This is a genomic window from Bacillus sp. P4_E1 (assembly GCF_056401715.1).
On the sequence record NZ_JBFUIV010000030.1, the window covers coordinates 1 to 18,172 of the forward strand.

The window sequence follows — 18,172 nt, forward strand, 5'->3', positions numbered from 1 at the left end:
AATTTAAAACCTGGGGACAAAATATAAAAGAAATTCAATTTAAAAAATAGTGGTACATWAGATATTAAAGATATCATGATGAAAATAGACTATACTGTAAACGATTTAAAACAAAATAACACTACAGAAGATTTCGGTAAACATATTAAAGTACAATTTCTTTGGGATTGGGATCCTGCAAAAAGCCCTGCATACGAGACAACCCTTGCAGAACTAAAATCACAAAGCCCAGAGATTGCCTCCAAAAAAGTATTTCATTCTAAGTGGACTGAAACAGGAGGATTAAAACCTGGGAAAATGGATTGGTTTTGGATTAAGTTTATATTTGAAGACAACGGAACAGATCAAAACGTGTTCCAAGGAGATAGTATTGCTCTAAAAATGGAATTCCAAGCCAATCAAACAGATGGACAAGAAAGATAAAGTATTTATATTCAGGATTAATTTATATCTTTTGTTATTTATGTAGAATTGAATTTTAACTTCACATTTAATTAGTATTTGCTATTTTTACAAAGTACCCACTTTGGTGTCTTAGTTTAAAAAAGTACCCATTTTCTTGTCTCGATATATGGACAAGAAAAAAGGTGTAACAAAATTAATTTTTCAATTTTGTTACTAGGCTAATTATACAGAAGTGTTCAAATGATTAAACCATTAGATGTTATATGATGATTTAAATACCTATAAAAAAACTACATTCTATATAGAATGTAGTTTTTTTACTAATTTATTTATTTTTCACTTCACTTTTATAGAAATTGTATAACTGCTCTATAGATGGACTAGATAAAAGAGGAATTGCCCTCTCAACTAATTCTCTATTCCAATCAAACCAACGCATTTCCATTAACATACTAATTTCTGTATCAGTGAACCGTTTTTTTATTTCTTTAGCGGGATTACCCCCAACTATAGTATATGGTGGAACATCTTTAGAAACTACAGATCCAGCTGCAATAATTGCACCTTCGCCAATTGTAACACCAGGCATGATTATAGCATTCATACCAATCCAAGCATCACTTTTTATGACTGTATCACCCTTCGGTTCAAATGATTGCTTTATTTGCTCAACGAATGGATAAACTGTAACCCATTCTGAGTGGTGGTTATGTTTACCCCCCATTAATATGACAACTCCAGTTGCAATACATACATAATTTCCGATTATGAGTTTATCAAGATGCCAACCCATTTGTTCAATTGGATTGAAAAGCGCTCGAGACTTAACATCTCCCCACAAATATCTTACACAACCATCTTCAAAATTTTGATGTCCATAATATCCTGAATAATAGGAGTACTCTCCTACTTCAATAAGTGGATTTGTTACTATATCTTTTAAATACTTTGTTTCAGACCAATGATTAAATAATGGATGCTTCATAACTATATTCCTCGCTTCTAAGTATTGTAGATTTTTGCAATTTACTTAGAAGCTTAATACGACAGCCACATTTTTTAATTTTTTTAAACGACGAATCATCATTCTACCCTTTCCTTTTTATATTGAGAATTGTTTAGAATTACTTCCAAGAAGTTAATTTTCAGTTTTAGTCTTATTTCAATGCTATGGTAACTAAAAATATAAAAAGACGCTACATAGAGCGCCTATAATAAAAGTATTTTAGTCTTAAAGCATTAGAGTAAATGTTTTATTGTGTGAAAAATAAGAGAACTTATTGTACTGGACCTAATAACCCCATAATTTCTTCAGCTTTAGGATTTTGGATGCTATAGTAAATTTCTAATCCCTGACGATTCCCCTTTAAAACCTTCCCTCTCATTTTTGATAAATGTTGGGATACTGTGGATTGTGGAATATTTAAAATTTCAGTCATTTGGGTTACATTTAGTGTTTTATGTTTAGAAAGCTCACTGATCAATTTTAAACGCATTGGGTGTGCCATAACTTTTAAAAGCTCTACATCCTCTTCTAAAATCGTGTTATCTACATGATGGTTCGCAAATCTCGTCATAGTTTTTTCTCTCCCTTATTTGTTTTCTCTAACTTAGCGTAACTTCCGTATTACATAATATTAGTATGTTTGAATGTTTAATATTAATTTAACTACCTAAAGTATACAATTTCAGTTTGTGTATGTAGTGGAGTTAATATGTGGTTTGCGTGAAGTTATATCTTGTAAATTTGCCATTTGAACACTTCACATTCATAGTCAACAAAAATAATTAGTTTTTAATCATTTACTTTTATAGAGATACGAAGATATTGTCTCGAGTATAGAATTATGTGTATATCAAATGTTTATTCAAAATATGAAAAAAATATATATCACAAGGGAGATAAAGAAATGTATTTTGTAAATGAAGAACATGAACGGAATTATCTCAAACTATTAGATGCAAGAAGCGTTGAACCTAGTGATGATCCTCAATACGAGACATCTTTTTACATAACTGCATATCCGGAAATATACAAATGTTTTGATTGGGGTACCTGTAAGGTAGAATACTCTCCATTAGGTGAACTAATATATTCTCAAGGGGATAAAAAAGGAATAAATCCTGACGCACTTACTGGAACAACCCTACCACTTGCTAAAGCTGGTCAATCTTTATTCAATGGATATAATTGGAGCATTAACTATTGGAGGAAGTGTATTTTCCTATACTGCAGGAGGCATTACACCTGCTTCTGCTGAATCTCAATTTATACAGAAAGTATCACCGGTTTTTGATGACTGGCAATGGCAAAACTATTTTTCACTCCATCATAATGCAGACTTCTTACAAGAATTAGCCCTTGGTGATTTGAAGCAAGGAGATACTTTTGACATTAGAATTTATACAGGTGGTAAAGATACAGGTATTGTAAAGATATATCGATTAAGTGAAGATGAGAATGAAGTAGTAAATATGCAAAGATATAAAACAATATATGATACTGGTACTAAGCATAATTATGGTAGATTTGTAACACCTATTACATCAGTTTATAAGCCAGGATCATATGTAGCTGTTATGAAACTTGGAGAAAATTATTATTATGGTGGCAGCTTTAAAATTAAAAAATAATGAATGTTAATTTCACTAATGATAATATTTTTGATATGATCAATGTATAATAAAATTATAACTCATGTAAGAGTCAAAGCGTTATTTGATCAACGATCGCTCAGGCAATGAGTTATACCCCTTGGAAAAGGTACCTTGCAGCAGGGGTACCTTTTCTTTTATTTTTAGTTATAAAATAGTTTAAATAGAAACTATGTAGTTAAAAAGTATGATGATTAAATTGTAATTGAAGTGAACCATATATCCCATATGAATATTTTTAAATATTAGAAAGAAAATCATTTGAGCGATAGCTGGTATACCGATGATAGCTAAACATTGCACCCAATTATAATTATATGTAGAAAGATGGAGTAGTCCAAATGAGCTTCCAGACAAAATTAAAGAGGTTGTAATTGAAGGAATGGGACTTATTATGAAGGAACGTATGATTTTGTGCCAAATGAATAATATAGATACAAACATAATGTTCTCACCAAATAATTGAATTGCAATACCAGGCGTTTTAAGGAACATATTGGTCATCCCTTCATTTTCAATGGGGTTAGATGTTCCATTGAATGTTGTAAGAGCTATTAGTACAGACAAAAAAACAACATTATAATGTAAATAATGAAAGCACTGAAGAAAGATGTTTTTAGCTGCCGGCAAGTAATTTTTTTAGAAATCAAAAATCTTTGATTCCACATTATGAATAGAAAAACATATGAGATAGGAAACGAAAAATATACTGCTTTAATTATGTATTGCATCAGTATATCTATTTTATTTATATAATTAAGCGTAAATGAAGGGAAAGGTATGTAAACTGTAGCAATACAAAGTATGATTAGTATTAGGAGCTGCAAATACGTTTTAGTTTGCACTAAGCAATCTAAGTATGTATTTGCAGCACTAAACGCGTTTAAAGACCGCTTAGACTCTCTAAAAAATGCGTTCATAACACCCCTCCATTTTTATATTGGTAAATACATTTGACTAATACTCTAACACTCCATTCTTCCCTACTTTTATGAAATGTAATCTCATGCACATTTTATAAAACTTCACGTACCGTAATTATTGATTATATTTAAAATATAGTTAACAAAGGGATTTCTATTCCAAAAGAAAAAAAGCACCTTTTTGGATGCTCCCTTTATTATATATATCAACTAATTAATACTTCATCATATTGGTTATGCGGGTTATTTCAAAGTGCTCATTTTTATCTTTCAGGTAGTTCTAATTGATAAATCAAGAACTATTTCTTCATTCTCTCTTCAACCCCACTAATAAAACTAATACTCAAACTAAACAAACAAGAAAATACAGGTAATCATTCATTTGCTAACCTTGAAAAAGAATTTGATGCTAAACTCGGTATTTATGCATTGGACACGGGTACGAATCAAACTGTTTCTTATCGATCAGATGATTGTTTTGCATTTGCATCTACATCCAAATCATTAGCTGCGGGAGCTCTTTTACGTCAAAACTCAATAGAAGCTCTTGATTAAAGGATTACGTCTACTCTTGAAGATCTTTCTAATTATAATCCAATTTCAGAAAAGCATGTTGATACAGGAATGACGTTAAAAGAACTTGCTGATGCTTCTGTTCGATATAGTGACAGTACAGCACATAATTTGATTCTTAAACAATTAGGTGGTCCCTCTGAGTTTGAAAAAATATTAAGAGAAATTGGTGATACTGTTACTACTTCAGAACGATTTGAACCTGAATTAAATGAAGTGAATCCAGGAGAAACACATGATACCAGTACACCAGAAGCGATAGCTAAGACGCTTCAATCTTTTACATTAGGAACTGCACTTTCACTTGATAAACGTGAACTATTAGGGGTCACCATACATGACAATCAAGTTAAGTTTTCATGATGTCCCCAAAACAAGAATTTCATGAATTTTTACTGTTTTGGGGTGTTTCTTTTCACTAGATTGATGGACATGTACTGCTACCCCAATTATGTAGCAAGTGTTTTTTTATGATTTGATTGTTTTACAATACACGAGCGTCGTCTTCTATAGTTTGTTTTTTTAATTTTTGGGTCTTATTTTTAGATTTTTTGAAAGTTAGAGCCATACCAACAAAAATTAGAGTAATCCCTGATACTTGCATTAAAGTTGGTCGGAATCCTGTAAGCACCGTGTCCAATAAAATTGCTACAGCTGGATCTAAAAAAACTAATATCGAGATTAATTTTGTTGATAAATCACGTAAGCTATCAAAGAATAAGTAGTATACCAATCCTGTATGGATAAGGCCGGTTGCTATAATATACGTCCAATTACTTTGAGTCAGTCCATGGAATGCATCAAAATCTATAAAGGGTATTAGAAGAAAAATCCCTAAAAATGTTTGCAAAAAGGTCATTGCATAAGCACTCATGTTCTTAATACCTTTCCCAAATAAAGTTGTAAATGCATAAAACAGAGCTGCGAGAAGTCCCCAAACCATGCCAGAAGACATTAACGAGTCGAAAGAGAAGTTTTTGTTTATGCCAGCGATTAATAACGCTCCTACAAAGCAGATAATGATAGAGATAACAGATAATACTGTTAATTTTTCTTTAAAAACAATACTTCCAATGATAAGTACAATTATTGGAGCAAGGTGATAGACTGATATTGCAACTGTGACTGACATATTTTCAAACGCTTTAAATAAAAATACCCAATTAAATACAAGGAAAAATCCACATATCAAGACTTGAATAACTTCTTTTCGTTCCCATTTATCATGTTTGTACTGTCCAGTAATTAGCCAGCATAGACCTAAAAATATTGTAGCAAAAATGCATCGTACAAATACCAACTCAAATGAAGGTAAATTTGTTTGTACGGAAAAAAAGCCGACTGAACCGAAAATAACCATTGATATTATCATCTTCAAAGCCGGTAATGATTTTCTCTCAATAGAATTTTGTTGAATCAATTTAATCCCCCCGTTAAATATCTAATTTTTAGTAAGAAAAGCACCGTCCTTCTATAAAGGGCAGGTGCTTTTAATTTATCTACAAAAAACACTTAATTATAAATTCTTCCCAGCTGTCCAACCACCATCTATGACAAAGTTGGAACCTGTAACAAAGCGAGCCTGATCAGAAATTAAATATTCAATACACGAAACAATATCCTGCGGTAGTCCCCACGTATCTAAGGATTGATTGCTTTTTATAAGGGATACCAAACGCTCATCACTAAAATATTCTTCTGTAAGCTCTGTCCTAATGACACCGGGAGAAATACTGTTCACTCGTATGTTCTGCTTACCAAATTCCATAGCCATCTGTTTAGTAAGTCCAATTAGAGCATGTTTTGATGCAACATAAGCTGCTCTTTCAGGTTCAGCCATTAATCCTGAAACTGATGCTATATTTACTATGCAACCTTTTGTTTTAGACTTGTACCAACGCTTAGCAGCTTCCCTTGAAAGAATAAATGGTGCTACTAAATTAACATCTATTACTTTTTTAAATAGATCATCAGAGAGTTCTAATACAGGTGTTATTTCCCTGATACCAGCCGCGTTTATAAGTATGTCGGGACAAAGGGTATCTGTATCCAATTGTATAAAAAGATTATTAATCTCATTGCTGTTACTTAAATCTATTTGTACTAACTTAAAAGACGTATGTGTTTTTGTATAGTCTACTAATTTATTTGTATTAATATCAAGAGCTATTACATTGAATGATTTTTCTAAAAAATATTCAATACAAGCATTTCCTATACCACTGTTGGCGCCTGAGATCATAATAGTCTTATTTTTTATCATTTTGGCTCCTTATAAGAAAACGTTACTAATAAAATGTCACGTAAGGCTTCTGTATTACACTCTGTTCCTAGTGGTGTTACAGCGTGGAATACCTTTTGTCCAAATACTAAAGTTTCTAGGGGATCCTTCAAGCTAATAAGCTTGTTAATTTCCCTAGGGCTGTTTGCAATCAGATTGTCTCCGCCAAGAGCTGTATTACTTAAATTCATGAGATGTAAAAAGACAATCGGCTCATCATCCTTATGTAGCCAAATTGGAGAGCTAAAAGAAGGATTTTCTCTAGTTGCCTTATATCTTACTTGATGTAGACCTATAACCAAATCCTTACTTGTATCAAGTATATTTGTATTAGATGCAAATTCACTATCAAAGCGAACAATTTTCTCAATTAATGAATTATGTAAAAATTCATCTGTTATACTGTTGAAATTTCTAATTTTCCCACCATCGTCATAATTATATTCTTCAGATTGGAAATATCCATTGTCTGTATCTAGAACATAATCTGAAGAACCAGCGTATTTTATATATCTTGAATAGGCTCTAGCGCGACATTCGCCATATGCGTCGTTTTGTAAGCTGTAGTAGTCTAACTGTGCTTTCGTTAGTAATGCTTGATCTTCTTGATCTTGTAAAAAAATATCATTAGAGATTTGAATGTATCCATTTGATTCGAATTCATGTACCTTTTGTTCTACGTCAAAACTGCTTGTCTTATTAGAAACTGTTGTTAGCATAAGAGCACCTCAAACTTTCAAATTATATTTTCCCCACTGTATATTCAGCATGAAGCATGGGTTGAGGAGTAATATGTTTAATAACCTTAAATATAACTTGTTAAATTAATACACAACATTAACTATCCATTAACTATTTGGTTATTAATAACTCCCATTACAGTATAAACCATATTAGAGAATTTCTGCAAACTTTTTCGAATTGTATGAAATTTTATTTTAATTAGTTTTTTATTCTGACTCGCTAGGCTTTTTCTCTTTATTCCCCATTTTTGCTTGTCCTCTCCAAAATGTCAGATGTATCATTCAAATAAATTCTTTTCAAATAACGTCGATTAATCCATCTGTATAAATATATGTATATAAAGACGAGAATTGATTTTTTAAAAAGGTAAAATATTACCTTTTATTAGTAGAATGTTTTATCTCCATATTTTTATTATTGAAAAAACTAAGTGTTAAATCAAATGCAAATATTCATATCTTTATTTCTTGATTATAAAATATAAAGAACCACCACTGCTAAATGGAACGCTATGCATGACCACCGTCATCCTAGTCCAGCGCTAATCTATTAGCAAAACATTGAACCCTTATTTCGAATACCTTCTCTTTTTATCTTCTTTTTTCAACAATCTTTTGCTAATTTAATATTCAGTTGTATGTAGTGTTATCACCCTTAAATATATTTCCATGTAATGCCTTTAGCAATGTCCTCTACTGTTTTTGGTGATACTCCAAATTCCCGGGCTAAAATCGTTGATCCAAACGCTGTATCTCTTGCTTTATAATTTTTTCTAATTAACAACGCATCGTCTTCAGTAATCTTTGTAGCCCCGTTTTTCTCACCTGTAGTAGCTAATCCATTCTTAAATGCATGAATTGTATTCTCAGATGATGTACACCATGGACCTTTAGAAAAAACATTTTCATCTGAAATTAATTTTACATAAGCTTAACTTGAATCTAAGTACATTCACTTAACCAGTGCATAGGATAATTTTATAAAATTGTGAAGGATTGAGAAAAATGTACTATGCTCCTTTTATGTATCGATATCAATATCCTTATTATGTTAATGTACCAATGTATAACTATGGGAGACAGTCTGTTTACTGGACTTCTCCTAATGAGATAGAGTATGTAAAAAGATTTGATTCTTTTAGTTTTTCCAATGGTGATGAAAGTATTTTGTTAAAAGATTATGGATCAGAACCATTTGTTGTTAATATCAATGAGGCAACAAAGCAAAACAATACGTATCGTAAAGCTTTATGGACAGGAACACATTTACAGGTTACCTTAATGAGTCTCAATGTTGGCGAAGATATCGGTTTGGAAATACATCCTGGTGTTGATCAATTTTTACGTATTGAACAAGGTCAGGGGATTGTTCAAATGGGCAAGAGTAAAGATAATTTAAATCTTAAAAGAAACGTTTATGCTGATTTTGCAATAATGATACCTGCCGGAACATGGCATAATCTAACTAATACAGGTAATGTTCCGTTAAAGCTTTACTCGATATATGCTCCTCCAAATCATCCATTTGGTACCGTTCATGTTACTAAAACAGATGCATTGACTGTGGAAGAAGGCTACAGTCATGGCAATAGGAATACAGTTAGTTATTAATCAAACTTTATTATAAAATCTACAACTGTGTATTAAAGAGAAAAGGAATAAACTTTTGCTAATCTTTAAGAGACAATTGAAAACTCTTCTTTAAATTAAAACGAGCTGAATGAACATAAATAACTGTAGAGAGATAAAAATTTCGGTTTGGGGGGTAATTAAAATGAAAAAATACGTTTTCTTTCTGTAGACTTATAGGAAAGGATGGCGCTTTTTTTACACTTGGTTGTTCCCCAAAACGCAAAAAATGCACTAAATTCTCATAAATAACTGTTGTATTGATATGAAATTTTCGTTTTGGGGATACTTCAAAATATTAGCTTGATGTACATTGGACGGCACCCTAATATGCTTGGATTAAAATCATTGCAAACAGCTAAAAAAGTGATTGCTGGAATAGAAGTTATGCATATGATCAAAAAAGGACAAACTCTCCAAGGTGAGAAGTTTGTCCAAAACCATGATCTCTTTGGTTTAATAATATATAATTCAATTCCGCTAGGAATCTTTCGGTCTTTTTTCATATCCCACTATTTTTGCATGAGAACTAACAATAGTGAATTAGAATAATGACTTAATACTTGCTAGGACGGTAAGGATACCTATAATAATGACAAATACATTGCTCATTTTCCCTCTATATTTAGCTAGTACAGGCACTTTACGAATTGCATACATTGGTAATAAACATAAGATAGCAGCAACTAACGGTCCGCTAAGGGCATCAATGATTCCAAGAATACTTGGATTTGCATAAGCAACATACCAGCATGTTAATACGACAAAAGTAAGGATCATTGTCTTAACTGTTTTTTCTCCTATATCTTTCCCGCGTGTTTTACCGGACTTAATAATCATGTCACGCATTACTTCATATGCTCCTATATAATGGCCAAGGAAAGACTTTGTAATAGCCACAAAAGCAATGATAGGAGCTGCAATCGTGATTACAGGCGAATTAAGCTCATTAGCAAGATATGATAGGATTGACAAATTCTGTTCTTTTGCCATCATAAGATCATTTGGAGTCAAACTCAAGGTACTGCTCCAAACAAAGAACATAACAACAGCGAATGTCATGATATAACAAACTTTTTGTATTTGAGCACATTTGGCATCAGTAGCTTCTATTCCATACGTAGCTCTCTGTTTCATAACAAATGACGAAATCATAGGAGAATGATTAAACGAGAATACTATGATTGGTAGTATCATCCATATCGTTCCCAAATATCCTGTTCCTGTTGAAGCAGTAGAAACACTTGAAAAACTAAGCATTGACGTATTCCACTGTGGAATCAAAGATATTGAGATAAAAAGTAGAGAAGCTATGAAAGGATATACAAGCATGCTCATTATCTTTACAGTGATATCTTGACCAAAATTTAGTATAGCGATAAGACCGAGTACTAATACAAGCGATAAAATGGCCCTTGGAGGCTCCTGCATGTGCAATTGATGCACGATAAAACTACTTGCAGTATTTGTAAGTGCAACAGAATACATTAGCACGATTGTATAAATTGAGACGAAATATACTATGTTAAAAATGATACTTGCCTTATTTCCAAAATACTCTCTTATTGTACCTGTAATCCCCTCTTCAGCAGAATTGGAAGCATATATCATTTTAGCAAGCGCCCTATGTGAGTAATACATAACTGGATATGCAAGTAATGTAATTAGTAGTAATGATAATAACCCCCCTGAACCTGCATTAATCGGTAAAAAGAGTACTCCTGCTCCAATGGCTGTTCCAAAAAGGCTCAATGCCCAGGTAGTATCCTGTTTATGCCACTTTGTAGGATCTGGATATTTCTCATTTTTTACTGCAGTATTTTCAGCCTGAAATTCTATTTTTTTTGCAGTATTCCCATTCATATAATAATTCCTCCTTGTGTCCTATTCTTCCGTCTCTTTTTAAGGCTTAGGAATATAGACCGTTCTTGAAAAATGAATTGCTTACAAAGTGCGCCACATCGTGTGTCCTTCTCTAAGTTGATCAAAATCGAAAAATTCGCTAGTCATCAACCTGATGGGTTTGTTAGCTCTTACAAAACACTTTAATTATATAGTAGTATATTTTAGTGATAATGGCTCTCAATATACAGACATCCTTAGGAGAACAATAGAGAATAGAATTGTTAACTATTTCACAATATTTCCGATAACTGTTTATTAATTTGATTGTTTCTCCCCAAAGATTTTATTTTTAATGGCAATCCCTGTAGGTGTGGCCGCAACTCCGCCTAAACCTGTCTCTCTTAATTCGCGAGGCATCTGTCTTCCAACTCTATACATCGCTTCAATAACTTCGTCTGCATTGATGATATTGTTTACGCCGGCTAATGCGATGTCTGCTGCTGCCAAAGCATTTGCCGTTCCAATGGCGTTTCTCTTTACACAAGGAATTTCTACCAAACCAGCGACCGGATCACAAACTAGACCGAGTAAATTTTGTAATGCGGTTGAGAAAGCTTCAGAAGATTGCTGTGGCGTTCCTCCGGCGGCTTCTACCGCTGCTGCAGCCGCCATTGCTGAGGCACTGCCTACTTCAGCTTGACATCCTCCGTACGCTCCTGAAATACAAGCGTTATTTGCGACTATCGTTCCAAGTAACGCTGAAGTGAATAGAAAATGGATCATATCTTCATGAGTTAACTGCAACGTATCTTTAATACTATATAGGACTCCCGGGATCGTCCCACTCGCACCTGCTGTTGGGGTTGCACAAATAGCCCCTAATGCAGCATTTACTTCATTAACACCGATAGCACTTTGAATCCCTAACACCATCAAATCTCCAGAAAGAGTTTTCCTATTTTCTCGATAGTATTTAATTTTAACAGCATCACCTCCGGTTAAACCGGTCGGAGAAAATACCCCGTCGCCCTCGATACTTTTATTTATGGCATTTTCCATAGTCGCTAAATTTCTTTCCATTTTACTCCAAGCTTCTTCATAAGAAGTTTTAGTTTGTTCGATTTCCTGTTCGATTGCTAATTCATAAATTGGCTTTTGGCTTTTATTAGCTGCATCCACAATTTCTTTTATGGTCATATACATATTTTTTCACCCCTTAAAGTAACTAAAGAATAATGACATTAGCTATATTTCTTAAATTTCCCAATTCCTTCTGAACATAACCAGGCAATAGCGAATCCAAAGCGAATGCATATAAATATTTTCTGTTTTCTTCTAAACTATGAAAGTTGTTAATTTCCACATCATATTGTTTAAAGATCCTGCGTAAGACAAATTCAAAGTCAGCTCTTTCGGAAATCGCAATAATAACTGGCAATGGCCCCTGCAGATCTAAGCTAAATCCGTCAATTTCAACATGTTTGACTTCAATTAATCCACCGCCGACCGAAATACCCATCGTTCTAATACTTCGGCTTTCATCCTCTAAATATACATCTGCCGTATTTGGATGACCAGCAGGACTATCACCCGCTTTTTCAATAAAGGTAATGTCAATTCCTTTAGATTCTGCTATTTTAATAGCATCTGGCACTTTGCTGTCATCGGCAGCAAATCCTAATATCCCAGCAATAATTGCAAAATCAGTTCCGTGTCCTTTATGGGTTTCAGCAAATGATTCATAATACCTTACCACGACTTTTTTTGGAAGACCTTGAAATAATTTATTGGCAACTGTCCCAATAGCCAAAGCACCTGCAGTATGTGAACTTGAAGGACCTATCATTACCGGCCCAATCACATCAAAACAACTTTTGTATTTAACAACCTTTTTTTCTTTAATAGATGCTACATTCATGTTCATATAAGCACCCCCATAATTTATTATTTTTAATTGCAGTTGAATCTAAGTTATTAGAATGACCAATTCAAAATAAAACCGAGTTGATAACGCTTTCATTTTTCGTGTTAATAAATTTCCCTTCTGACCACACACCTTTCTTAGAGTAATCGTATCAGTATGTCCAATTTTAGAAGGTTACTTGCAAGGTCTTTAGAATTTTTGCACCAGAACTAGGTTTGATATTTTCTCTAGAGGTAATAGATTATCTCTCGACGCCCTCATTATAACTTGTATATTTATGAGTTTAATATTTTTTTATTTTCAGAAAGATTGAATAAACAGAATCTTGAATGGATAATAAATTACACTTGGCATGTAGCAATTGTGTCCATTGTTTGAAGCTGTATTAGTTAGTAGAAAAGCAAAAATAACACAGAGTTCCTTTCATTAACACATTGATTATATTGGAAAATCATTATAAAGATACTTATACTTTCCTTTGTTGAAACATCTTATTTTAGACGTGAAAGCTGTTGCAATAAATGATTAATGTAGATGGAAAGGAATAAATTAATGAAATATAAAATCTTTTTCGGATATTCATGATACATTTTGCATTTATATACATTTTCAGAAAAAAGGAACTTCTTTTCGGGGTAGAACCACATCGCTATTAAGCTAAGATTCTGAAGACCCTCCAAAACGAAATTTTATCTCGCTACAGTTAGTTACTTATAAGAATTTAGATTTTTTTCGTTTGAGATAACAATAAATTTCTTAACTTGATGGTGATGAAGCGAGACTTCGTTTAGAAAAAGCATCCTATTTGGATGCTTTTTCTAAACGAATATATTACTATCTAACTGCTGCTATTGATCGTCTCAAAAAAATTCAGTAACTTCATCATAAAAAATACTCCTAGATTTATCTAGGAGCATTTTTTATGAAACAGTATTTTTTTTTGCTTATGAACCACTTTATTATAGCAACCATGTTTTTACTTGCCTAATATCATCTACTTCTATTCCCATTATCTCTGAAATATCTACAATAATTGTATTCTGTAGAACACTCACTACATATCCCATTAATTGCAAATTAGAATTTTTACGATATGAAAATTGAACGTAATTCCCAATGGTTACCTTTATTTTATACTCCATTTGGTACCCTCTGAATCATCTTTTTCACTTAACTTAGTGTACCATCTCCAATTGCTGCGTAATTTTTCTGTCTAACTTTTCGGGTTCAGTTCAATGTATAGTGACCCCAAATATGCCCCAAAAACTTTATAGTAATAATTCTCATGTTACCTCTCTGGTTATTAGGATATTTTTTCTTACTATATGCATACTAAACGTACTATAAAAGGTACATAGAAAGTGAGGGAATCATGGCTAAATTTTTGAAGCGTTTAAAATATAGAGACAATCCTAAGTCATTTTCAATACGAGACAATACTCATTTTCAGAAAAAAAATATTGAAAACTCCCTCTTAGGCGCTGATTTATCGAAAAACATAGCTGATATTCAGAATATATTTCGTCAAGCACCTGATTTAGTGATTCGCCGGTTTCAAATAAAAGCTGATGGATTAGAAGCCGGTTTAGTATATTTGTCTGGATTAACAGATAAAGAATTGATTCAAAATCATGTTCTAAGTCCTTTGATGAATAGTGATTTTGATACCAATACGGAACTTCCAATTCCATTAGGACAAATCAAAATTATTAATACGTGGAGTCAGATTGAAAATGCTATTTTTGGAGGAGATAGTGTTTTATTAATCCACACTCGAACAACAGCACATCAATTGGATACGAAAGGATGGCCACAAAGAAATGTTGAAGACGCTCATAACGAAATAGCTCTAAAAGGTGCGCATCAAGGATTTACAGAAATTAGAAGTCAAAATATCGCAATGATTCGAAGGTATATTCCTCATCGTGAATTAACGGTAAAAGAAATAGTAATTGGTGTACGAAGCAAAACGAGGATTTCTATTTTATATTTGAAAGATGTAGCTTCTGAAGATGTGCTGAAGGAATTAGAAACACGGATTCATAATATTACAGTCGACGCTGTTGCTAGTAATGGGGAACTTATAGAATTCATTGAAGATAACCCGTACTCACCGTTTCCACAATTTATATTAACTGAAAGACCTGATTTGGCAGTATCTCACATTCTACAGGGTAGATTTGTAACTGTAATGGATCATTCGCCTAATGTGTTAATTGCTCCAACAAATTTTATTTCCTTTTTTCAAGGAGTGGATGATTACGGTACAAGGTGGTTAGTTGCTTCGTCTATTCGGATGCTTCGTTTTATCTCCTTTATAATTGCTTTATTTTTGCCTGCGAGTTATGTTGCGTTTATTTCCTTTAATTTTGAAGTTATTCCTGTAGAGCTGTATTTATCTATTGCAGAATCAAGGACGCGCGTACCCTTTTCTCCAGTTATGGAAGCGTTACTTATGGAAATAACATTGGAAACGATGAGAGAAGGGGCTTTACGGATACCTACTCCGATCGGTCAGACAGTTGGAGTTGTAGGTGGTATTGTCATTGGACAGGCGGCTGTTCAGGCGGGAATTGTAAGCAACATTATGATTATTGTTGTTGCTATTACAGCCATCTCTTCTTTTGTTATCCCTAATTATGATATGGGAGCGGCAGTAAGACTTTTACGCTTTCCGATGATGCTAGCAGCTGCCTTATTTGGAATTGTTGGACTTGTTATCGGGTGGATGACTTTAATTGGACATCTAATCAGTCTTGAATCGCTAGGTACTCCTTACGGAACGCCATTAGCACCGTTTCGCTTTGCAGATATGAAAGATGCTTTTTTACGCTTTCCTTTATGGGCAATAAGAAGGCGTCCTAAGGGTAATGGAACCATTCAATCTATTCGACAAGGAAAGAATCCTAATAAAAGGTGAAATTATGAAAAAGTATGCCTATAATGACATCACTCTTATGCAGTATATTGTTTTAATCAATGGAATGCAGGTGGCCACTGGCGTTTTATCACTTCCGCGTGTGCTTGCAGAAAACGCTGGAACAGATGGATGGATAGCTATATTGATTGGTTGGATATTCTCCACAATATCAGGTGTTTTTATCGTGAAAACTGCTGCAAGATATCCCGAGGACACGATTTATGACATTCTTATACGATTGTTTGGAAAAATAGTAGGGAAAGCATTCGTTGTTATTTACATGATGTACTTCGCTTTTTATACTTGTATCGTTCTTGTAAACGCTATGCTTTTTCTTAAGGGATGGCTTCTTCCGAAAACGCCTGACTATATCGTTATCTTTTTGTTTTCGATTCCTACCTTTTTTGTTGCGCGTAACGGTCCTCGTATTATAGGGCGATACTCCGAACTTTTTTTATATATGGCGCTTTGGATTCCGTTGTTTTTTTTGATACCGCTTAAAGAGAACGGAAGTTGGATGCCCTTCTTTCCGCTATTAAAAGAAGGATGGAAACCTGTATTAACGGCCGTACCGACCACTATTTTTGCTTATTTAGGGTTTGATATTGCTTTCTTTTTATATCCTTTTTTACAAAAAAAACAGTATGCAGTCCATGGAATGGTTATTGCAAACACATTAACGATGTTATTTTATTTATTTACTACTATTGTTTGTTTTGCTTATTTTAGCCCTGATAGCATTACGCAATATAATCAACCGGTACTAAATTTAGTGAAAGTAATTGAATTTCGTTTTTTAGAACGTTTTGACATGATTTTATTGGCTGTTTACTTAACCATTGTTTCCACATCATGGATTCCTGCCTTATACTGTTCTGTATTTTGTTCAAGCCAATTACTTGGAAAACAAGATCATAGCTCTCATGTAGTTGTTCTCTTATTGCTCATTATCGGCATCATATTTTGGACTCATCCTAGTTGGAATGAAGCCGAAATTTGGCAACAGGTATTTTCGAATGCTGGATTAGGATTAACCTATATATTACCTATCATTTTATGGCTGTACTGCTGTCTATATGAGAAGTTTCGACAGGGGAGGATACATTGAAAAGAAAAGTACTATGTTGTATTTTATTATCGGTGTTCATGATGACTGGATGCTTTGATCAAACAAATGTTGAAGATGTTTCTCTTACTCTTGTTCTTGGTATTGATTTAGATCGTAATGATAATTTATTAGTGTATATATCTAGCCCTGTTTTCAATAAAGAAGCAAAGATAAAAGAAGAAACTACTGGTGTGAAATCTGCTACGGTTCGAAAATCTAGAGACCAATTTGATGCTACGGTTATGGCGCTTACCGCGGGAAGTAAAACACAGGTTATTTTAGTTGGAAAAAGGCTACTGAAACGAAAAAACTGGGAAAATCACCTCGATCCATTTTACCGAGATCCCAAAAATACAGTTACCGCAAGGGTTGTCGCTGTAGATGGACCTGTTTCGGACGTCATCTTCTATAGCCCAAAAGATAAGCCGCGGCTTCCTATATATTTAACAAAACTAGTTGATACCACTTCTTTAAGAAATATCACAGTAAAAACAACTCTTCAAGAACTATATGAACAAAGAGCAGACAAAGGGGTAACAGCAAATATTACTGAGGTGAAAAAAAAGAATAAAATATGGGTGACAGGTACAGCTTTATTGGATGAAAAAGGAAAGTATAAATTAACGCTAAAATCTGATGAAACCAAACTATTACGCATTTTGCAACAAAGAACTACAGGTGAGTTTCCATTCACAATTCCAATTAAGCTAAAGTCGGATAGCCAAGATAAAGATTGGATAAGTTTTACTGCCAATGGTATTAAAGTAAAGACAAAGGCAAGATATGATAATCATTTTATATTTAATGTAGATGTAAAGATGAGAATCGGTATTACAGAACGGCTTTTTTCGTTTAATACAAAAAAGGACGCAGCAAAATTACAAAAAGCGATTGAAACTAAGCTGGAAGCTGATTTCAAGCAATTAATACAAAAAATGCAAACTGCCAAAATCGACCCTATTGGGCTTGGAGGATATGCAAGAACTTACACATATCCAGAATGGAAAAAAGTCCAAAATAAATGGAATAATGAATTAGCAAAGGGCGATGTAAACGTCAAGGTTAAGATTAAAATTGGCGGGATGGGAACGATTAAGTAACACGAATTCAACTGGAATTCGTACTAAAATTGCAAGTACCTTCTATTTTAGAAGTGGAAATGTCTT

16 protein-coding genes and 4 pseudogenes are annotated in these 18,172 nt (G+C 33.4%); 9 read left to right on the plus strand and 11 right to left on the minus strand.

Annotated elements, in window-relative coordinates; translation table 11 throughout:
* Positions 1-423 (plus strand): annotated as a pseudogene (locus tag AC1DS7_RS26725) (TasA family protein); the annotation flags it as partial.
* A 307-nt stretch (positions 424-730) separates the two neighbouring features.
* Here AC1DS7_RS26725 and AC1DS7_RS26730 read toward each other — a convergent pair.
* The gene (locus AC1DS7_RS26730) at positions 731-1,390 is read right to left on the minus strand and encodes a CatB-related O-acetyltransferase (RefSeq protein ID WP_328069177.1); all 660 of its coding nucleotides are present in this window, start codon (positions 1,388-1,390) and stop codon (positions 731-733) included.
* 292 nt (positions 1,391-1,682) lie between these two features.
* On the minus strand, positions 1,683-1,982 hold the full coding sequence (gene pagR / locus AC1DS7_RS26735; protein ID WP_002144111.1) for a transcriptional repressor PagR: 300 nt from the start codon (positions 1,980-1,982) through the stop codon (positions 1,683-1,685).
* A 270-nt stretch (positions 1,983-2,252) separates the two neighbouring features.
* Between pagR and AC1DS7_RS26740 the strand changes: the two genes are divergently transcribed.
* Complete coding sequence (locus tag AC1DS7_RS26740; protein WP_157404386.1) at positions 2,253-2,666, plus strand: DUF2538 family protein; 414 nt, start codon at positions 2,253-2,255, stop codon at positions 2,664-2,666.
* Positions 2,587-3,039: a DUF5065 family protein gene (locus tag AC1DS7_RS26745; RefSeq protein WP_159146584.1), complete on the plus strand. Its 453-nt coding sequence runs from the start codon at positions 2,587-2,589 to the stop codon at positions 3,037-3,039. The genes AC1DS7_RS26740 and AC1DS7_RS26745 overlap by 80 nt, the downstream gene beginning before the upstream one ends.
* A 180-nt stretch (positions 3,040-3,219) precedes the next feature.
* On the opposite strand, the gene AC1DS7_RS26750 is transcribed toward AC1DS7_RS26745, so the two are convergent.
* The gene (locus AC1DS7_RS26750) at positions 3,220-3,555 is read right to left on the minus strand and encodes a hypothetical protein (protein WP_040963200.1); all 336 of its coding nucleotides are present in this window, start codon (positions 3,553-3,555) and stop codon (positions 3,220-3,222) included.
* 782 nt (positions 3,556-4,337) lie between these two features.
* Here AC1DS7_RS26750 and AC1DS7_RS26755 point away from each other — a divergent pair.
* Positions 4,338-4,880 (plus strand): annotated as a pseudogene (locus AC1DS7_RS26755) (serine hydrolase); the annotation flags it as partial.
* A 160-nt stretch (positions 4,881-5,040) separates the two neighbouring features.
* Here the strand turns inward: AC1DS7_RS26755 and AC1DS7_RS26760 are convergent.
* From AC1DS7_RS26760 to AC1DS7_RS26775, 4 genes are all read right to left on the minus strand, one after another.
* The gene (locus AC1DS7_RS26760) at positions 5,041-5,928 is read right to left on the minus strand and encodes a DMT family transporter (RefSeq protein WP_372488986.1); all 888 of its coding nucleotides are present in this window, start codon (positions 5,926-5,928) and stop codon (positions 5,041-5,043) included.
* 144 nt (positions 5,929-6,072) lie between these two features.
* Positions 6,073-6,819, minus strand: coding sequence for an SDR family NAD(P)-dependent oxidoreductase (locus AC1DS7_RS26765; protein WP_002144105.1), 747 nt, complete (start codon positions 6,817-6,819; stop codon positions 6,073-6,075).
* Positions 6,816-7,556, minus strand: coding sequence for a 2OG-Fe dioxygenase family protein (locus AC1DS7_RS26770; RefSeq protein ID WP_085313137.1), 741 nt, complete (start codon positions 7,554-7,556; stop codon positions 6,816-6,818). The genes AC1DS7_RS26765 and AC1DS7_RS26770 overlap by 4 nt, the downstream gene beginning before the upstream one ends.
* A gap of 679 nt (positions 7,557-8,235) precedes the next feature.
* Complete coding sequence (locus tag AC1DS7_RS26775) at positions 8,236-8,364, minus strand: hypothetical protein (RefSeq protein ID WP_274378594.1); 129 nt, start codon at positions 8,362-8,364, stop codon at positions 8,236-8,238.
* 221 nt (positions 8,365-8,585) lie between these two features.
* Here AC1DS7_RS26775 and AC1DS7_RS26780 point away from each other — a divergent pair, with 221 nt between their 5' ends.
* Both AC1DS7_RS26780 and AC1DS7_RS26785 read left to right on the plus strand, forming a co-directional pair.
* Positions 8,586-9,191 (plus strand): cupin domain-containing protein, encoded by a 606-nt coding sequence (locus tag AC1DS7_RS26780; RefSeq protein WP_002144103.1) that lies wholly within the window; start codon positions 8,586-8,588, stop codon positions 9,189-9,191.
* 345 nt (positions 9,192-9,536) lie between these two features.
* Positions 9,537-9,668 (plus strand): annotated as a pseudogene (locus AC1DS7_RS26785) (IS6 family transposase); the annotation flags it as partial.
* An 84-nt stretch (positions 9,669-9,752) separates the two neighbouring features.
* Here the strand turns inward: AC1DS7_RS26785 and AC1DS7_RS26790 are convergent.
* The 4 genes and pseudogenes from AC1DS7_RS26790 to AC1DS7_RS26805 form a co-directional block, all read right to left on the minus strand.
* The gene (locus tag AC1DS7_RS26790) at positions 9,753-11,072 is read right to left on the minus strand and encodes an aromatic amino acid transport family protein (protein WP_002120778.1); all 1,320 of its coding nucleotides are present in this window, start codon (positions 11,070-11,072) and stop codon (positions 9,753-9,755) included.
* A gap of 297 nt (positions 11,073-11,369) precedes the next feature.
* Positions 11,370-12,257 (minus strand): L-serine ammonia-lyase, iron-sulfur-dependent, subunit alpha, encoded by an 888-nt coding sequence (gene sdaAA, locus AC1DS7_RS26795; protein WP_016119274.1) that lies wholly within the window; start codon positions 12,255-12,257, stop codon positions 11,370-11,372.
* Positions 12,258-12,279: 22 nt separating this feature from the next.
* Positions 12,280-12,978: an L-serine ammonia-lyase, iron-sulfur-dependent subunit beta gene (gene sdaAB, locus AC1DS7_RS26800; RefSeq protein ID WP_088291597.1), complete on the minus strand. Its 699-nt coding sequence runs from the start codon at positions 12,976-12,978 to the stop codon at positions 12,280-12,282.
* A gap of 907 nt (positions 12,979-13,885) precedes the next feature.
* Positions 13,886-14,120: pseudogene (locus AC1DS7_RS26805) on the minus strand (DUF2187 domain-containing protein).
* A 230-nt stretch (positions 14,121-14,350) separates the two neighbouring features.
* On the opposite strand from AC1DS7_RS26805, the gene AC1DS7_RS26810 reads away from it, so the two are divergent.
* From AC1DS7_RS26810 to AC1DS7_RS26820, 3 genes are read left to right on the plus strand one after another with little or no spacing between them, the layout of a single operon-like run.
* The gene (locus tag AC1DS7_RS26810) at positions 14,351-15,898 is read left to right on the plus strand and encodes a spore germination protein (protein ID WP_088044804.1); all 1,548 of its coding nucleotides are present in this window, start codon (positions 14,351-14,353) and stop codon (positions 15,896-15,898) included.
* A gap of 4 nt (positions 15,899-15,902) precedes the next feature.
* Entirely contained in the window at positions 15,903-17,006 is a 1,104-nt protein-coding gene (locus tag AC1DS7_RS26815) for a GerAB/ArcD/ProY family transporter (RefSeq protein WP_012259860.1), read from the plus strand.
* Positions 17,003-18,106, plus strand: a complete 1,104-nt coding sequence (locus AC1DS7_RS26820; protein WP_088291596.1) for a Ger(x)C family spore germination protein — start codon at positions 17,003-17,005, stop codon at positions 18,104-18,106. The genes AC1DS7_RS26815 and AC1DS7_RS26820 overlap by 4 nt, the downstream gene beginning before the upstream one ends.
* The last annotated feature ends 66 nt before the right edge of the window (positions 18,107-18,172 follow it).